Raw genomic sequence first — 15,977 nt, forward strand, 5'->3', positions numbered from 1 at the left:
CAATCTGATCGGCTCACAGCCAATCTTTTTTGCGAAATAAGACATACATACCAATGCCGAGAGCACCCATAAAAGCCAGCACAATGGTATCTCCGTGAGCAACTTGCATCCCGAGCACATTATCAAAATTCATCCCGAAAACACCTGTAATGAATGTCAACGGCATGAAAATCGTCGTTAAAGCGGTAAACACGCGCATGATTTCATTCGCTCGGTTTGCAACGCTGGATTGATAAGCTTCTCGTAAGTTCCCCATGAGATCGCGGAGCGTATCGAACGTATCCACGATTTTGACGGCATTCTCATAAATGTCGCCGAAATACTTCTGCAGCTGATGATCGATCAGTCTAAGCTCTTTTTTACCCAGTGTCCCGATGACGTCGCGTTGAGGCACGAGCACCTTTTTCAACCATAAAATTTCAGAACGAAGACCGATAATCTCATTCAAATGCGACTTCTTCGTCGCCATGAGAATATCTTCTTCCAATTTCTCGATCTTCGCTTCAATTCGGTCACCGACGGCCACATAGTTATCGACGACAAGATCGACTAAATGATAGAGGAAACGATCGGCGCTATTCACTTCTTCTTCCCAAAGGAAGGGCTTGAGCGCGCGAAGCTCATTAATTTTTTGTCGTGTTACGGTAATAATTACATGCTTGCTTAGGAATAGATTAAGTGCGCGTAGAAAAATTTCTTCATCATCGAAACGAATGCTATTAATCACAATGAAATAATGGGAATCATAAAATTCAATCTTAGGACGCTGTTCTTCCTCACTTAGACAATCTTCTACCGCCAAATCATGCAAATGGAAAAGAGGCTGAAGTAATTCCAGATCCTCGACCCCCGCATCAATCCAGTAGAAGCCTTGACTTGGCGGTATAAGCGCAGCGGTCACATCATCAACTAACGTAAAAATACCATTTTGAACCAACCGTGTTTTCATCTGCCCACCCCTTTGAATGGAACCAGCCAGTTAGTTCATCTAGAAGAGCAAGGCTCTGGACGATGGAATAACCGACTGCATTCCTACACTTTGAAATTGTTTACTGATGACCTTGCAGGTACTACTCCTCGGTTCTCCGTCCAAGCGTATGCCCTCCTTTTCCGTCCGTGTCGAATACTTGTCTAGTATACCCGTTCATATATCCTCTTTCAAGCCAAATAGTTTGATGAAATAAGGGGAATTCTCGTTTAGATATCGTATGGGAAAATGGCTAGGTCTGTGTCAAAAAAAATAAACCGCCAAAACTTACTTGGCGGCACGCAGGATCTTATTTTTGATGTCCGTGTACATCTGAATTAACTCAGGGGCGCCGCGCTTCATTAGATCAGCTTCACTATCTGCTCCATACACAAGATGGAGTTGCGAGATGGCGATTTCCGCTTGCGCTGGCGTAGGTTTTACTGTTTCAATTAAGGTGAAGAATCGATGTAGGGAAGCGAATGCAGAGAAGTTATCCGATGTTTGCATTGACAGTAGTACCCCTCTTTTCTTTATTATCTTGTCCATACCTTGTTTAACCTTCAAAAGCAAAGTTTAAACATGGACCATCTTGACTTTCGTTTAATTTATAGTATGATAATGCTAATCGCATACGTTTCATTTTCTTATCAAGAGTAGGTGGAGGGACTAGCCCTATGACACCCGGCAACCGACAAACCTTTGCAAAAAGGGGAGCACGGTGCTAATTCTTGCGGAAACGCTGTTTACAGCGAATCTGGGAGATAAGAGAAGGACATTGACTTTGATTTTCTATGGCCTTTCTCTGATTCCAGAGAGGGTCATTTTTGCTTTTTAGAACGATTTGAACCTAATTTAAACTAAAGAAGAGGAGTGAACAGGATGCCGATCAAGATTCCTGACAACCTGCCTGCCAAAGAAATTTTAAACCAAGAGAACATCTTCACCATGGACGAATCTGTCGCGTATCACCAGGATATACGTCCACTTCGCATTGCCCTGCTTAACTTAATGCCGACGAAAGAAACGACCGAGACACAGCTGTTGCGCTTGATCGGGAACACGCCACTGCAAGTGGAGTTCGTGTTGTTACATCCTAAAACTCATACTTCCAAAAATACGTCTCACGAACATTTAGATATGTTTTACAAAACCTTTGATGATATCAAAGATGATAAGCTGGATGGTATGATTATTACTGGCGCGCCCGTAGAACAAATGGAGTTCGAAGACGTGAATTACTGGGAGGAGCTGACACAGATCCTCGAATGGAGCAAACGGAATGTCACCTCCACTTTGCACATTTGCTGGGCTGCTCAAGCAGGCTTATACCACCATTTCGGAGTACGTAAATATGCGCTCGATAGTAAAATGTTTGGTGTTTTCCCACATACCGTGAGTGTTCCGAATACGAAGCTGCTGCGCGGATTTGATGAAGTGTTCAATGTACCGCAATCCCGTCATACCGATATAACGCGTGAAGATATTGAGCGATGTCCGGATTTGGAAATTTTATCAGAATCCGAGGATTCTGGCGTGTATATCGTCGCAACGCGCGATGGGAAGCACATTTTCGTAACAGGACATTCCGAATATGATGCTTGCTCCTTGAAATGGGAGTATGATCGCGATGTGGCCAAAGGGCTGTCAATCGACATTCCGAACAATTATTACCCGAATAACGATCCAAGTAGACAGCCTTACAACACGTGGAGAGCACATGCGAATTTGCTGTTCTCGAACTGGCTGAACTATTATGTATATCAAGAAACACCTTTTGAACTGACAGTTAACATTAATGAAAGCTTGGCAAGCTCGCAATTGTAAAAATCGAACCCACATCCTGAGGAGGAATTCCCTTGTTGAAAATCGAAAGTCGTCTCGCTCAAATTGGCTCTATTGAAGAACCTGTTACAGGTGCTGTTAGCTTTCCTGTTTATCAAGCAACTGCATTTCGCCATCCTAAGCTAGGGCAAAGCACAGGATTTGATTATGCACGTACGAAGAGCCCAACGCGTAAAGTGCTTGAAGATGCCATCGCCCAGCTCGAATCCGGAGATGCAGGCTTTGCATGCTCTTCAGGAATGGCAGCATTGCAAACGATTTTCGCCTATTTCAGCCAAGGTGATCATTTGATTGTTTCCTTGGATTTATATGGCGGTACCTACCGTCTATTAGAAAGAATTATGTCCCGTTTCGGTGTAACGGCTACGTATGTCGACACGAATGACTTGGATGCACTAGAAGGTGCGTACCAGTCCAATACGAAGGGCCTCGTTATTGAAACGCCAACGAATCCGCTAATGATGATTACAGATCTTGAGCTTGTCTGTACATGGGCCCGTAAGAAGGGCATCGTATCCATCGTAGATAACACGCTGCTTACACCATACCTGCAACGTCCGATTGAGCTTGGAGCCGATATCGTCATCCATAGTGCGACGAAATATTTGGGCGGACATAATGACGTGCTAGCGGGTCTGATCGTTACAAAAGGGAAAGAGCTTTCTGAGCAAATGGCTATTCTTCATAACTCCATTGGCGCTGTGCTTGGACCACAAGACAGCTGGCTGCTCATGAGAGGGATGAAAACCCTCGCGCTTCGTATGGAGCGTCATGAACAGAATGCTACGGCAATCGCGAACTTCTTACTTGCGCACCCGCTGATTTCAGATGTATTCTACCCAGCGTTGGAGTCACATCCGGGTTATGAAATTCAAAACAAGCAATCGAGTGGGAATACAGGGATTTTCTCCTTCAAGGTAAATGATGCTCGGTTAATCGAGCCGATTCTTCGTCACATCAAGCTCATTGCTTTCGCAGAAAGCTTGGGCGGAGTCGAGTCCTTGATGACCTACCCAGCCGTACAAACACATGCGGACATTCCGCTTGAAATTAGACAGCAAATTGGTGTCGATGACCGTCTGCTTCGCTTCTCTGTTGGAATTGAGCATATCGATGATCTGATCGCTGATTTGTCGAATGCCCTTGCGTCCGCGCAAGCCGAATTGGAAGGAGCTTCACAATCATGAGCCATTCTTCAGATAAAGAGGGACGCAAGCCGCATGGCAAGTTTGCCACAAGATTAATTCATTTCGGAGCCGAAATCGATGAAGCTACTGGGGCATCCAGTGTGCCTTTGTACCAGGCTTCAACCTTTCATCAAGCTGATTTGGAAGCGAATCAAGCGTACGACTACACACGGTCTGGTAATCCAACGCGTCAAGCGTTGGAGGATTACATAGCTTTGCTAGAAGGCGGTACGCGCGGATTTGCGTTTGCCTCTGGGATGGCTGCCATCTCATCTGCGTTGATGCTTTTGTCGCAGGGAGATCATGTGATCTGTACGGAAGATGTTTACGGCGGCACGTATCGATTGCTTACAACGATTATGAATCGCATGGGCGTGGAATCTACGTTCGTGGATATGACGGATATTGCTCAGGTGAGAGCAGCCCTTCGTTCGAATACAAGAGCCGTATTCATCGAGACGCCTTCGAATCCAACGCTCCGCATTACGGACATTGGTGAGATTGCCGCTTTTGCGAAGGAGCATGATCTGCTCACGATGCTGGACAATACCTTCATGACGCCATATCATCAACGTCCGATAGAGCTAGGCATCGATATCGTGCTGCACAGCGCGACGAAATTCCTAGGCGGGCACAGTGATGTGTTAGCTGGACTAGCTGTTGTAGCGAACGACAGCCTTGGCCGTCGGATGAAGCAAATTCAAAATGGCATGGGGAACGTGCTTGGCATTCAAGATTCATGGCTGCTCATTCGCGGCATGAAAACATTGCAAGCACGGATGGAAATGTCCGAGAAGGGCGCTCGCAGATTAGCACAATGGCTGATCGAGCAGCCGGATATTGACGTGGTTTATTATCCTGGGCTGCCTAACCACCCAGGTAGAGAAATACACGAGAAGCAATCCTTGGGCTATGGCGCTGTTGTCTCATTTGACGTAGGTTCTGGCGAGAAAGCGAAGAAATTGCTAAGCAAAGTGAAGATTCCACTCGTAGCTGTGAGTTTGGGTGCTGTAGAGAGTATTCTATCGTATCCGGCGATGATGTCACATGCCGCAATGCCGAAGGAAGTTCGCTTATTGCGCGGTATTACGGATGGTCTCGTGAGATATTCAGTGGGTCTTGAAGATATCGAAGATATTATTGAAGATTTGGAACAAGCCTTGCGAGGTTAAGTACTTGGTTATTCATAAATTATCCATAAAATATAAGCATGTATATGTTTGCACACAATAAGTCGGCTATATTTCTAGATAAACACTGTGATACGTCCTAAGAGGACGGAAGCCATTTATTCCGTTTACAATGGAATAACACTTGGAAAAAGCAGCGATTTGCTGCTTTTTTGGCATGAGTATGGTACGATTAATGGATACGAGCCTTCAGAAAGTAAAGGAGTGAGTTGCTATGAAACCGATCGATCGCATTTTAAATAAAGCACAAGCAGGCGGACGAATTGATGTAGAAGAATGTATTACGCTGTTCGAATCCGATCAAATAGAGAAAATTGGCGACACCGCCAATCAGATTATGAAGAAGTGGCACCCAGATCCGATCACGACTTTCGTGATTGGACGAAATATCAATTACACGAATATCTGTGATGTATACTGCAGATTCTGTGCGTTCTACCGTCCACCGGGATCAGCGGAAGGCTATGTGTTGCCTGATGAAACGATCTTCCAGAAGATTCAAGAGACCTTGGATGTTGATGGTACCGAGATTCTGATGCAAGGTGGTACGAATCCGAATCTACCATTCAGTTACTATACGAACATTTTACGCGAAATTAAGAAGCGTTTTGACATCACGATGCACTCTTTCTCACCCGCTGAAATTATGAAAATGAAGGACGTCTCTGGCGGCTTATCGTTAGAAGAAGTCGTTCGTCAATTGCACGAAGCAGGGCTTGATTCCTTACCGGGCGGCGGGGCAGAAATCCTCGATGACCGCACACGTCGTAAGATCTCCAAGCTGAAAGGCTCATGGCGCGATTGGATGGACGTCATGCAGACGGCTCACCGAATCGGGATGCATACGACTGGAACGATGGTTATTGGCTTCGGCGAATCCATGGAAGAGCGTGCGCTTCATATGCTGCGCATCCGTGATGCGCAGGACGATGTGTTGTTGCAAAAGCTGAACACACCAGGCTTCTTGGCATTCATTCCGTGGACGTTCCAACCGGACAACACGAATATGAAGGCAGAGAAAGTTACGCCTGAAGAATATTTGAAAACGTTGGCGATCAGCCGCATCATGCTGGACAACGTGCCGAACTTCCAATCCTCCTGGGTCACGATGGGACCTGAGGTTGGCAAACAGACGCTTAGCTACGGCTGTAATGACTTCGGCAGCACGATGATCGAAGAGAACGTCGTATCCGCGGCGGGCACCACGCACAAAGTCAACGTGTCCTCTACGCTGGACATTATCCGTCAAGCAGGTAAAATCCCTGCGCAGCGGAACACAAAATATCAGATTCTGCGTGTGTTTGACGACGTGAATGCGAAGATTGATCGTGATTTTGTGATGCAGAACTAAAATGTGAAAAAGCATGAACGACAACGCTTATCTACTATTAAATCCACTAGTGGGATTTGTATGGATAAGCGTTGTTTTGTCGTCGGTAGTTAGAGATAGTCGACAAAACCGACTATCTCCGGTGCACTCAACGTCCACACGATGAAGTTGCTCGAATTCACCAGTTTTTTTCATCGCTTTAATTGAAAATTAATCCTAGCTTCAGGTAACCATTGGTCAAAAAGAGTACAATGGGGGGAACACCACAAATTTGAGATCGAAGATCGGAGTGATTTTTGTGAAACTGTTTAAAAGTTTTATGCAAGGATTCCTTTATGCGTTCGTCTCCATTGGTGCTCTCCCATTCTTGCTCGTGAAGATTCTGCTTGAACAACTGTAACTTACCACTTTTACTCTCATGAGGAGCAGCTGTATACTGCTCCTTTTTTGCATGCGCAATAAGCTCGGAAAACGAGCTTAATCGCTCTCCTCCGCGCCACCCGCAAATGGCAAATTGTTCGTTGTATATCTCCCTGCTATCGACCATATACTCTTAAGAGGAGGATGCATAGATGGAAGGAGTGAGCACATGGAACTGTTTGCAATTGCCCTAATCGATGTCGAAGAATCCTATGTACGTTCGCTGAGCGCGCAGGTGAAGCAAGCGCTGCAGTATTTACATATCGTAGAAAATGGTTTAACGGCTACTTACACTTGTAGTAAGACACGTGCTTTTATTTATGTGGAAGCGGAAGCGGGGAGTGTACACCACGATCCGCAGGTTCATGAAGCTCAGGTAAGAGCCTGCTTAGCAGAAGTGTTGGCGAGCCACATTGTAGCGGACAAGGAATCCAGTATCTTGCGTAACCTGATCACGAAGGATTTTAAATATGAGAAATTGACGGACATTGAAGCGATTGAAGGATACTGTAAGCAATCATTGATTCAAGAGAGTGTGCTGGATGGGTTACCGCTGGTGAACAGCAGCCCTTGCCGGCTCCGTCGCATACAAATGCTGAAGGAACAGATCATCGGCTTGCTCGAGGAAAATCCTCAGATCAGCCTAGATGGCTTCCTTAAATTTCGGATTCAGGAGTACAAGGAAGAGTTACGAGAAATTGTCGAGTACGCGATTGATGAGTTCATGATGGACCGCCAGTATCAGGAATTTATTTCGCTTCTGCAATATTTCGTCTATATTCAAGAGGCCAAAATACCCGCTGCTCATCTCATTCACAAAGGCGGTCATGAGTTTGTCATTCTGAATGATAGAATGGAGCCTATTGATGCGAATGAATTTGATGCAAGCTTTCGAATGGAAATGCTGGAGAAAGACATCAATTTCGAGGATATGATCGTGAGTACACTCATTACGGTTTCTCCCGCCAACATTTACATTCATACACGGGATCCTGAATTGACGATCATCAAAACGATAGGGCAGATCTTCGAGGACCGTACATCCGTGTGCAGTTATTGCCGTACTTGCGACCTTTATCTTGGAGATGCCAAGAAGCAGGATCAACTATCCCCTTGACCTTGCTCTCTTCGCCATTTATAATAGTGATCGAAGGCGTTAGTATCAAAGACAAGAACTTTCTGTATGAACTGCTCAGAGAGAGGAGACCAGGCTGCAATCTCCTTCAGCGAATCAGATTGTTTACCCCTTTGTAGCCGTATTGTGGAATTCGACCTGACTTGCAGGTACGATACTATACAGTACCGGAATCATTCCCGTTAACGAATGCTGATGAGGATTCGACTTACCCTTTGGGTATGAGCGAATCGAACTAGGGTGGAACCACGAGCTGAGCGCACTCGTCCCTTTATGGGATGAAGTGTGCTTTTTTGCGTTCAATTAACACATACTAGGAGGAACGAAGATGGTTGTACAAGTAAAATTACCAGATGGCGCAGTAAGGGAATATGCAGTGGGGACGACGATTGAGCAAGTGGCGGAATCCATTTCAACCGGTCTAAAGAAAAATGCTGTTGGCGGCAAAGTAAACGGTAAATCGGTTGATTTATCTTTTCCATTGGACAATGATGCAGATGTTGAAATCCTAACGCTCGATAGCGAAGCAGGTCTAGAGATGTATCGTCATAGCACAGCGCATTTGATGGCACAAGCGATCAAACGCATTTATGGCAACAAATCGGTTAAGCTAGGAATCGGTCCTGTGATTGAGGATGGCTTCTACTATGATATCGATTTGGAAACACCGCTGAATCCTGAAGATTTGGTCAAAATCGAAAAGGAAATGGAGCGCATCTCTAACGAAAATTTGGCGATTACACGCCGTGTTGTTTCCCGTGAGGAAGCTCTTCGTATTTTCACAGAAATGGAAGATCCGTTCAAGCTGGAATTAATCCGTGATCTACCGGAAGACTCGGTATTAACGATCTACGATCAAGGCGAGTTCTTCGACTTGTGCCGCGGACCGCATTTGCCATCAACTGGTCGTATCAAAGCGTTCAAGTTGTTGAGCGTAGCTGGTGCTTACTGGCGTGGCGATGCGAAAAACAAAATGCTGCAACGCATTTACGGAACTGCTTTCCCTAAGAAAGCGCAACTGGATGAGCATTTACACTTGCTCGAAGAGGCTAAGAAACGGGATCACCGTAAATTAGGCCGCGAACTCAAAATGTTTGCATTTTCACGCGAAGTTGGTCAAGGCTTGCCGCTTTGGCTGCCAAACGGAGCGAAACTAAGACGCACAATGGAGCGTTATATCGTTGATTTGGAAGAGCGTCTAGGCTACCAACACGTATACACGCCTGTACTTGCTAATGTGGAGTTGTACAAAACTTCTGGACACTGGGAGCACTACAGTGAAGATATGTTCCCGAAAATGATTATGGACAATGAAGAGCTTGTTCTTCGTCCAATGAACTGTCCTCACCATATGATGGTGTATAAGAGTGATATGCGCAGCTACCGTGATCTTCCGGTTCGGATCGCTGAGCTTGGCACCATGCACCGTTATGAAATGTCTGGCGCCTTGACTGGTTTGCACCGCGTGCGTGCGATGACATTGAATGATGCTCATATCTTCTGCCGTTTGGATCAAATTAAAGAAGAGTTCTCCCGCGTTGTTACCTTGATCCGTCAAGTATACGCAGATTTCGGAATCACAGACTACCGTTTCCGTCTATCTTACCGGGATCCGAAGGATACAGAAAAGTACTTCCAGGATGATGAAATGTGGGAAACTTCCCAACGTATGCTTCGTGAGGTTGTTGAAGAACTTGGACTGCCGTTCTTTGAGGCGGAAGGTGAAGCTGCATTTTATGGTCCCAAATTAGATGTTCAAATTAAAACAGCGTTGAAGAAGGAAGAAACACTTTCGACGGCGCAAATTGATTTCTTGCTGCCTGAACGCTTCCAATTGGAATATACAGGTGAAGACGGTCAGAAGCATCGTCCAGTCGTTATCCATCGCGGAATTATCTCCACAATGGAGCGTATGACAGCCTTCTTGCTTGAGAATTTTGCTGGTGCCCTTCCGACTTGGTTGATGCCAACACAAGCGAAAGTCATTCCGGTATCCCCTGCATTTGAAGAGTTCTCCAACCAAGTAACGGAGAAGCTAAGAGAAGCAGGTATTCGCGTTGAAGCTGATAATCGTAATGAGAAGCTAGGTTACAAAATCAGAGAAGCGCAGCTGGAGAAAATTCCATTCATGCTCGTCGTAGGCGAGAACGAAGTGAAGAACGAAAGCTTGTCCATCCGTAAGCGGGGTCAAGGGGATCTGGGTACTCAGCCGATTGCTGAAGTCATCAACATGATTCAAGAAGAAATCAAAAACAAACTGTAACAGCCAGTTGTTCCTATAAGAAGCAGAGAAGTGCTTATCACTTCCCTGCTTTTTTGCGTTCCAAAAAAGTATTTTATATATGCATAAGTAGACGAAAGGAGGACATGTTATACAGTGAGTCTGTACGTGGAGGTTTATTGATGAAAGGAAATGGAGAACCTACTTTAGTAGGGGGAGGCTTAAAAGAATGAGAATAACCGATGCGCAAGTGCAATCCAAATGGATATTAGCATGGATGGTGCTCACCGTTTTGGTTGTGTTTTTCGGAGAAGAGGCTAGCAATCAAGGTAATAATAGGGCGGCAAACACCGATACCCATATACAAGATCAAAGGGACAATCAGGCTCAGGCAAGGACTGTGCTTCCTGCTGCATGGCCAGTTGCACAAGAGCATCAACAACAAGCTAGTTACCGCTTTGTTCCAAATCTAGATTCGGATTTATCCAAATACACGGCAGTTGAAGTGACAGCGACTGGGTATTCTGCGGGTAAGGAATCTACAGGGAAGAATCCAGACCATCCTACCTATGGGATTACGTATTCAGGTATTAAGGTCAAGCGTGATGATAAAGCTTTATCGACGATCGCGGCAGATACAAAGGTGTTCCCATTAGGTACAGTTTTATTTATACCAGGGTATGGCTACGGGGTAGTTGCAGATACAGGAAGTGCGATTAAAGGGAAAAAAATCGATCTCTATTTTGACACGAAGGACCAGGTTTATAAAGAGTGGGGTAAAAAGACCGTCAAAGTGTTTGTGGTGAAAAAAGGAAATGGAAAAGTGACTGAGATCATTTGGAAGCAGTTAAAGGATGAAATACTGGCTCCTGCAAAAGCCCTGTAAGGTTCATTTTGTAAAAAAGAAATTCATAAAAAATCCTGTTTGGGAAATCATACTATTACAGGAGGTGATTGACATGGCAAAGAACAAGAATAACAAGAAAGCAGCGCAAGACTCGGAATTTGCTACTGAAGTAGCGGTACCTAATAAGCAGCAGCAAAACAACACACAAAACCAAAATAAATAAAAAATAGCTAAGTTGAAAAGACGGAGATCCGAAAGGGTCTCCGTCTTTTTATTTATTTCTTTTCGAGCCCTCCTACGATATAATGTAACAAAAACTAACATTTTGTTCCTTTTGGGAGGAGTTCCGGTTGCTGATGTTGACGGATTCAAAACAGAAAGCTTGGTTCTACGTTTTTGTACTTATTGGCTTGGGTGTAAATGTAATCGCTTTATTTTCGGTATCAGCTTGGGTTACGCTAGTTAGTGTCGCTGTTTTCCTCGTTATGGGAGTAGGCGCATTACTTAGTTCTAGAGCATCCGTTCGAGCACGAGAGCAGGGAACACTTGATCACGAAGAACAATTCCGTACATTTATTCAGGAATCACAGGTTGTTGCAGACCGACTAGCAGCAGCGGTTGAAGAGGTCAATCGCTCTATCGGGCATCTACTTCAGATTGCAGATGCTTCCATTCAAGGGGAAGAGGAATTGAAGGGACGAAGCCAACACGCTGCGGGACAGCTCCAAGAAGCCTTTGCTGCGATTCAACAGGTGGCCGCGGCTGCTGATCAGATTTTAGATTCGTCGTTACATATGCATCGGGAAAGTGAGCAAACCAAAGATACGGTGGTTGATGTATGCAGCTCCTTGAATGCGACAGATGAGGTTATGAACGATTTACACGTGAACAACGATACGATGCAGAAGAAAATTCAAGATCTAACAGAGCATACCTCGAAAATTGAAGAAATCAATACGTTCATTACGGAAGTTGTTGCTCAAACGTCATTGCTTGCCCTGAATGCTAAGCTTCGGTTATTCACGGTATTGATGAGATGAAGGTGATGAAAGGGAAGATCGATACGATTTTCTCATTGATCCTTCACGTGAATAGCCTAGTGGCAAGTACCACTAGTTCAACGCAACACCAATCCACCCTGGTTACTGGGACCAGAACTTCTTTAGGAGAAGTGGTGGATTTGATGAATGAGACGATGTCGAGCGTTGAGCATACACTGGATCAAATGAAAAAGCAGCGGCATGAGGTTTCAAGACTTCAACATATCAATCAAAACTTAGATCGCTCTTCCGCAGAGCTCGTCCAGGCCATTCAAGCCGTCGGAATGAAGAGTAAGCATGGAAGCGTTCATGCAAATATTGATGAAATGAAGCAATTGTTGAACGCACTTGTTCGAGTACCTGACATCAAATCATTGGTGGAAGATAAGCATGCCTCGCATTTACACGGCATATTGAAGAAAACAGCAGGGATTGAAGCGATCTGGTCGAATCGCGGAGATGGAACCTTTATCTACTCGCAGCCAGAGGCGGGCTTAGTGAATGCCAAAGGGAGAGAGTGGTGGAAGCGTGCAATGGCGGGTGAACTCTTCATTTCGGAAGAGTACGTGTCAGCTATTACGAAAAAACCATGTATTACATTGTCTAAATCCGTCATAGATGACATGGGAATGCCAATTGGTGTCGTTGGAATCGATCTCGTGTTAAATTAATAGTTCTCAAACCACTCTTTTTAGTGTAAAATAAGATTACTGTTATAAATCTTAACACGGAGAGATAGGTGATGGAACATGCTACAAGCATTGCGATCGGATGGAAAGCCCCTGAGAACAACTAGAAAAGCCGCGGAGGTACTTCCCTTCTTGGAAGCTTTTATCGCACGCAAAGAGCAACAGGCTCGGGAGATTGAGCAGGTTGTTGAGCGATATGAGATCAAGAGAATGAAGGAAGAACGGGCTTATCAAACAATGTCATCGTTTCGACGCATGTTCTCCGGTAAGAAGCCCGATCATCATCTTGCTGTAGAGTATATCCATTATGTGAAGAAACCTATGGAGCAAGTAAGAAAGCTTCGTGCCGAAATCCAGCAAGCAAGACAAATCATGAGTGATTCTAAGCCGGGTGACGATATTACGTTCCCAGACGAATTCGAAGATATATTTTCATCATAAGAAGAAGAGGACACTGCGGTTGCAGTGTCCTCTTCTTCTTATGTACTCATTCTTTTTTCAAATGCTGTAAGTCCAAGAATCCTTCTTCCTGGCTATAGGCTGGAACACCGTGAGAGCCAACATCTAGACCAACTAATTCCTCGTCCCGACTTACGCGTAAGGGAACAATTAACTTAATCAGCTTCATAACAACCCAAGTGATGATGAAGCCCCATGTGCAGACGGTAACGAGACCTAATGCTTGAACGCCTAAGAGATGAAAGCCTCCACCATAGAATAATCCAGCTGTTCCTTCGCGGATTGCATCTGGCATTGCGCATAAACCAACGGCGAGTGTACCGATGCTGCCACTGATACCGTGTACAGGGAAGGCGCCGACGGGATCATCAATCTGTTTGGCTTCCAGTATTTCCGTTGCGAAGACCATGGCAATTCCGCATATCGCGCCAATGCATATCGCTGCAGCGTCACTGACGAAGGCACAGCCTGCGGTAATGCCGACGAGTCCAGCGAGCGCGCCATTGATAACCATGGGTGGATCTGCCTTGCGATAACGCATCATAGTGAACAGAATGCAGGCCGCACAGCCTGCAGCAGCGGATAGCATCGTGGTGACTGCGATGTGCCCAATTGACGTATTGGTAGCGCTCAATGTACTTCCAGCATTAAAACCAAACCATCCGAACCAAAGGATAAATGCGCCTACAGAGGCAAGTGGTAGATTAGATGGGGGAACGATGTTAGCTTTTCCATCGGCAGTGAACTTGCCAATTCGCGGGCCAATGATTATTGCTGCGGCAAGAGCGGAGAATCCGCCAAGTCCATGGATAACGGCTGACCCAGCGAAGTCAACCATGCCAAGCTTGCCAAGCCATCCATGAATGCCCCATACCCAGTGGCCAGCAATGGGATAGATTAATCCAGTCATGGCTATCGTATAAAGAATATAAGCGCGAAAATTGATGCGTTCTGCTACAGCTCCGGATACAATCGAGATAACGGCGATAACAAAGGCGCATTGGAATAACCAATAGGTATCATGCGAGATGGTTAACGCGATGTGTGTTAAATCTCCTCCCATGAAAAATCCTGTTGTACCAATGATTCCCCCTATGTCTTTCCCGTACATCAGTGCAAATCCAAAGAAGTAAAAAATAAGAGCGCCGAATGCAATATCTACAAATACTTTCATGATAATACTTACCGCATTCTTTTGTCGTACAAACCCTGCTTCTAGTAAGGCGAAGCCGCCTTCCATTAATAAAATCATGGCAGCAGTCAAAACAACCCAAATTGTGTCTAGTCCAGACGTAAGTTGTTGGATTTGATCCATTCTTGTAATCTCTCCTTATAATACTTGCGTTCTCAGCACCAATTATACGGTTCTGATGATAAGCATGTCAACGAAATGCGTGAGAATACATGACATGATAGTTGAAATGTTCGTCTTATACAACAATCATGTGAGGTTTGAATGCGGTTGCCTCTGAAATATCGGTCTCCAGACGGAGGACGCCTTCAATCCAACGTCTCTTTTCATTCTACCTAGTATCTTATAAACTAGAGTTATCTTAACAAAGCTTCACACAAATGGAGGAAGAACGTATGAATCCGCATATGTTTCAAAGAATGATCTGGGGGCTTGTTCTCGTATCCGCGGGCACTCTCTTTTTACTAAATCAATTGGGAATCCTTCACGTTGATGTCGCCTATATGTTTTCTACGTATTGGCCTGCTATTCTTATTTTTTATGGGCTTATTGGATTCGTCTCACAGCGTAAGTATCATTGGGGTGGGTCGATTGGCAGCTTGATGTTGTGTGGTGTCGGAACTATTTTTCTATTGAACAATTTAAATCTTACCGATCTATCGCTGGGCGAAATGTTTAAATTTCTGATTCCAGTAGCTTTAATATTGTTTGGTTTAAATGTTATTTTTAGACCAAGCAAAAAAGAGTCACCTGATTGGCCTGCAATAAAGAAAGCAAGAGATGAAGAAAGAAGAGCACGGCGAGAAGCGAATCGATTCCGCCATTCACACCATAAGCAGCAATGGGAGTCAGGAGCGTGGAACACGTCCAAAGGTTCCTCCAGCAATCCGAAAGAACAGATGAATCACGCTTCGTCAAACAATGTGAAACATGGACTAACCGATGAAGAGAAGGAAGTGCTAAGGGATATTCACGGTGCATACCCCGATGACGAAAAGCATGATGAATGGAAGGATGGCCACCCCCAAAACAAATATGATGGTTTTGTTCGGAATTTCGATTCGGGTAATGTTCTACACCGTCATGGCTTTATCGGAGATGTTCATCTTGGTCAAGAGGCTTGGGAGTTAAAGCCGGTACAAATCTCTCACTTTATTGGTGACTCCGTTATCGATCTAACGCGTGCCTCAATTCCTCGTGGTGAAACAACGATTCATGTTACGGCTTTCATCGGGGACGTAAAGATTTTCATCCCGAATGACATGGACGTTGAGGTTCGTGTCATGGCAAGTTCTTTTATTGGCGATATGAAGGTACTTGATCGTTTTGAAAGTGGTTTTTTACGCAACATTCGAACGCAAACCGCTCACTATGAAGAAGCTGAACATAAAATCGTCGTAACGACAAGCATGTTTATCGGAGATATCACCATTAAAAAGATAGGTTAAGGATGGA

The 15,977-nt window shown here is 44.9% G+C and carries 14 protein-coding genes and 1 riboswitch; of the genes, 11 read left to right on the plus strand and 3 right to left on the minus strand.

From position 1 onward, the window contains the following. Positions 1 to 13 precede the first annotated feature (13 nt). Positions 14 to 949 carry a magnesium/cobalt transporter CorA gene (corA, locus tag AC58PQ_RS04390; protein WP_497240756.1) on the minus strand — a complete coding sequence of 312 codons (936 nt, stop codon included), beginning with the start codon at positions 947 to 949 and terminating at the stop codon, positions 14 to 16. Between the two features lie 306 nt (positions 950 to 1,255). Beyond that, the gene (locus tag AC58PQ_RS04395; protein WP_497240757.1) at positions 1,256 to 1,477 is read right to left on the minus strand and encodes a hypothetical protein; all 222 of its coding nucleotides are present in this window, start codon (positions 1,475 to 1,477) and stop codon (positions 1,256 to 1,258) included. Between the two features lie 134 nt (positions 1,478 to 1,611). Beyond that, positions 1,612 to 1,738: riboswitch (SAM riboswitch) on the plus strand. A gap of 111 nt (positions 1,739 to 1,849) precedes the next feature. Between AC58PQ_RS04395 and metA the strand changes: the two genes are divergently transcribed. The 10 genes from metA (at position 1,850) to AC58PQ_RS04445 (ending at position 13,312) form a co-directional block, all read left to right on the plus strand. Beyond that, positions 1,850 to 2,794 (plus strand): homoserine O-acetyltransferase MetA, encoded by a 945-nt coding sequence (gene metA, locus AC58PQ_RS04400; protein ID WP_497240758.1) that lies wholly within the window; start codon positions 1,850 to 1,852, stop codon positions 2,792 to 2,794. A gap of 35 nt (positions 2,795 to 2,829) precedes the next feature. Beyond that, positions 2,830 to 3,999, plus strand: coding sequence for an aminotransferase class I/II-fold pyridoxal phosphate-dependent enzyme (locus AC58PQ_RS04405; RefSeq protein ID WP_497241287.1), 1,170 nt, complete (start codon positions 2,830 to 2,832; stop codon positions 3,997 to 3,999). Further along, complete coding sequence (locus AC58PQ_RS04410; RefSeq protein ID WP_497240759.1) at positions 3,996 to 5,171, plus strand: trans-sulfuration enzyme family protein; 1,176 nt, start codon at positions 3,996 to 3,998, stop codon at positions 5,169 to 5,171. Before AC58PQ_RS04405 ends, AC58PQ_RS04410 begins: the two co-directional genes overlap by 4 nt. A gap of 232 nt (positions 5,172 to 5,403) precedes the next feature. Then, positions 5,404 to 6,540, plus strand: a complete 1,137-nt coding sequence (gene mqnC / locus AC58PQ_RS04415) for a cyclic dehypoxanthinyl futalosine synthase (protein ID WP_497240760.1) — start codon at positions 5,404 to 5,406, stop codon at positions 6,538 to 6,540. A 568-nt stretch (positions 6,541 to 7,108) separates the two neighbouring features. Further along, positions 7,109 to 8,056, plus strand: a complete 948-nt coding sequence (locus tag AC58PQ_RS04420; protein ID WP_497240761.1) for a putative sporulation protein YtxC — start codon at positions 7,109 to 7,111, stop codon at positions 8,054 to 8,056. A gap of 346 nt (positions 8,057 to 8,402) precedes the next feature. Further along, a complete protein-coding gene (gene thrS / locus AC58PQ_RS04425; protein WP_497240762.1) occupies positions 8,403 to 10,337 on the plus strand; it encodes a threonine--tRNA ligase in 1,935 nt (644 codons plus the stop codon). Between the two features lie 187 nt (positions 10,338 to 10,524). Beyond that, the gene (locus AC58PQ_RS04430; RefSeq protein WP_497240763.1) at positions 10,525 to 11,181 is read left to right on the plus strand and encodes a 3D domain-containing protein; all 657 of its coding nucleotides are present in this window, start codon (positions 10,525 to 10,527) and stop codon (positions 11,179 to 11,181) included. 317 nt (positions 11,182 to 11,498) lie between these two features. Next, positions 11,499 to 12,182 carry a hypothetical protein gene (locus AC58PQ_RS04435; protein ID WP_497240764.1) on the plus strand — a complete coding sequence of 228 codons (684 nt, stop codon included), beginning with the start codon at positions 11,499 to 11,501 and terminating at the stop codon, positions 12,180 to 12,182. A gap of 5 nt (positions 12,183 to 12,187) precedes the next feature. After that, positions 12,188 to 12,853, plus strand: coding sequence for a PDC sensor domain-containing protein (locus AC58PQ_RS04440; protein ID WP_497240765.1), 666 nt, complete (start codon positions 12,188 to 12,190; stop codon positions 12,851 to 12,853). 78 nt (positions 12,854 to 12,931) lie between these two features. Continuing rightward, the gene (locus tag AC58PQ_RS04445; RefSeq protein WP_497240766.1) at positions 12,932 to 13,312 is read left to right on the plus strand and encodes a hypothetical protein; all 381 of its coding nucleotides are present in this window, start codon (positions 12,932 to 12,934) and stop codon (positions 13,310 to 13,312) included. A 46-nt stretch (positions 13,313 to 13,358) separates the two neighbouring features. Here AC58PQ_RS04445 and AC58PQ_RS04450 read toward each other — a convergent pair whose 3' ends face one another. Beyond that, positions 13,359 to 14,645, minus strand: a complete 1,287-nt coding sequence (locus AC58PQ_RS04450; protein WP_497240767.1) for an ammonium transporter — start codon at positions 14,643 to 14,645, stop codon at positions 13,359 to 13,361. Positions 14,646 to 14,917: 272 nt separating this feature from the next. Here AC58PQ_RS04450 and liaF point away from each other — a divergent pair, with 272 nt between their 5' ends. After that, complete coding sequence (gene liaF, locus AC58PQ_RS04455) at positions 14,918 to 15,970, plus strand: cell wall-active antibiotics response protein LiaF (RefSeq protein ID WP_497240768.1); 1,053 nt, start codon at positions 14,918 to 14,920, stop codon at positions 15,968 to 15,970. The last annotated feature ends 7 nt before the right edge of the window (positions 15,971 to 15,977 follow it).

This window comes from Paenibacillus sp. J22P143 (genome assembly GCF_059692035.1).

Excerpts from the sequence above, each read along its gene's own strand:
- metA (WP_497240758.1), top strand. The coding sequence starts at position 1,850 with ATGCCGATCAAGATTCCTGACAACCTGCCTGCCAAAGAAATTTTAAAC.
- AC58PQ_RS04435 (WP_497240764.1), top strand. The coding sequence starts at position 11,499 with ATGTTGACGGATTCAAAACAGAAAGCTTGGTTCTACGTTTTTGTACTT.
- AC58PQ_RS04430 (WP_497240763.1), top strand. The coding sequence starts at position 10,525 with ATGAGAATAACCGATGCGCAAGTGCAATCCAAATGGATATTAGCATGG.
- corA (WP_497240756.1), bottom strand. The coding sequence starts at position 949 with ATGAAAACACGGTTGGTTCAAAATGGTATTTTTACGTTAGTTGATGAT.
- AC58PQ_RS04445 (WP_497240766.1), top strand. The coding sequence starts at position 12,932 with ATGCTACAAGCATTGCGATCGGATGGAAAGCCCCTGAGAACAACTAGA.
- thrS (WP_497240762.1), top strand. The coding sequence starts at position 8,403 with ATGGTTGTACAAGTAAAATTACCAGATGGCGCAGTAAGGGAATATGCA.
- AC58PQ_RS04395 (WP_497240757.1), bottom strand. The coding sequence starts at position 1,477 with ATGCAAACATCGGATAACTTCTCTGCATTCGCTTCCCTACATCGATTC.
- AC58PQ_RS04440 (WP_497240765.1), top strand. The coding sequence starts at position 12,188 with ATGAAAGGGAAGATCGATACGATTTTCTCATTGATCCTTCACGTGAAT.
- AC58PQ_RS04420 (WP_497240761.1), top strand. The coding sequence starts at position 7,109 with ATGGAACTGTTTGCAATTGCCCTAATCGATGTCGAAGAATCCTATGTA.
- AC58PQ_RS04410 (WP_497240759.1), top strand. The coding sequence starts at position 3,996 with ATGAGCCATTCTTCAGATAAAGAGGGACGCAAGCCGCATGGCAAGTTT.
- AC58PQ_RS04450 (WP_497240767.1), bottom strand. The coding sequence starts at position 14,645 with ATGGATCAAATCCAACAACTTACGTCTGGACTAGACACAATTTGGGTT.
- mqnC (WP_497240760.1), top strand. The coding sequence starts at position 5,404 with ATGAAACCGATCGATCGCATTTTAAATAAAGCACAAGCAGGCGGACGA.
- liaF (WP_497240768.1), top strand. The coding sequence starts at position 14,918 with ATGAATCCGCATATGTTTCAAAGAATGATCTGGGGGCTTGTTCTCGTA.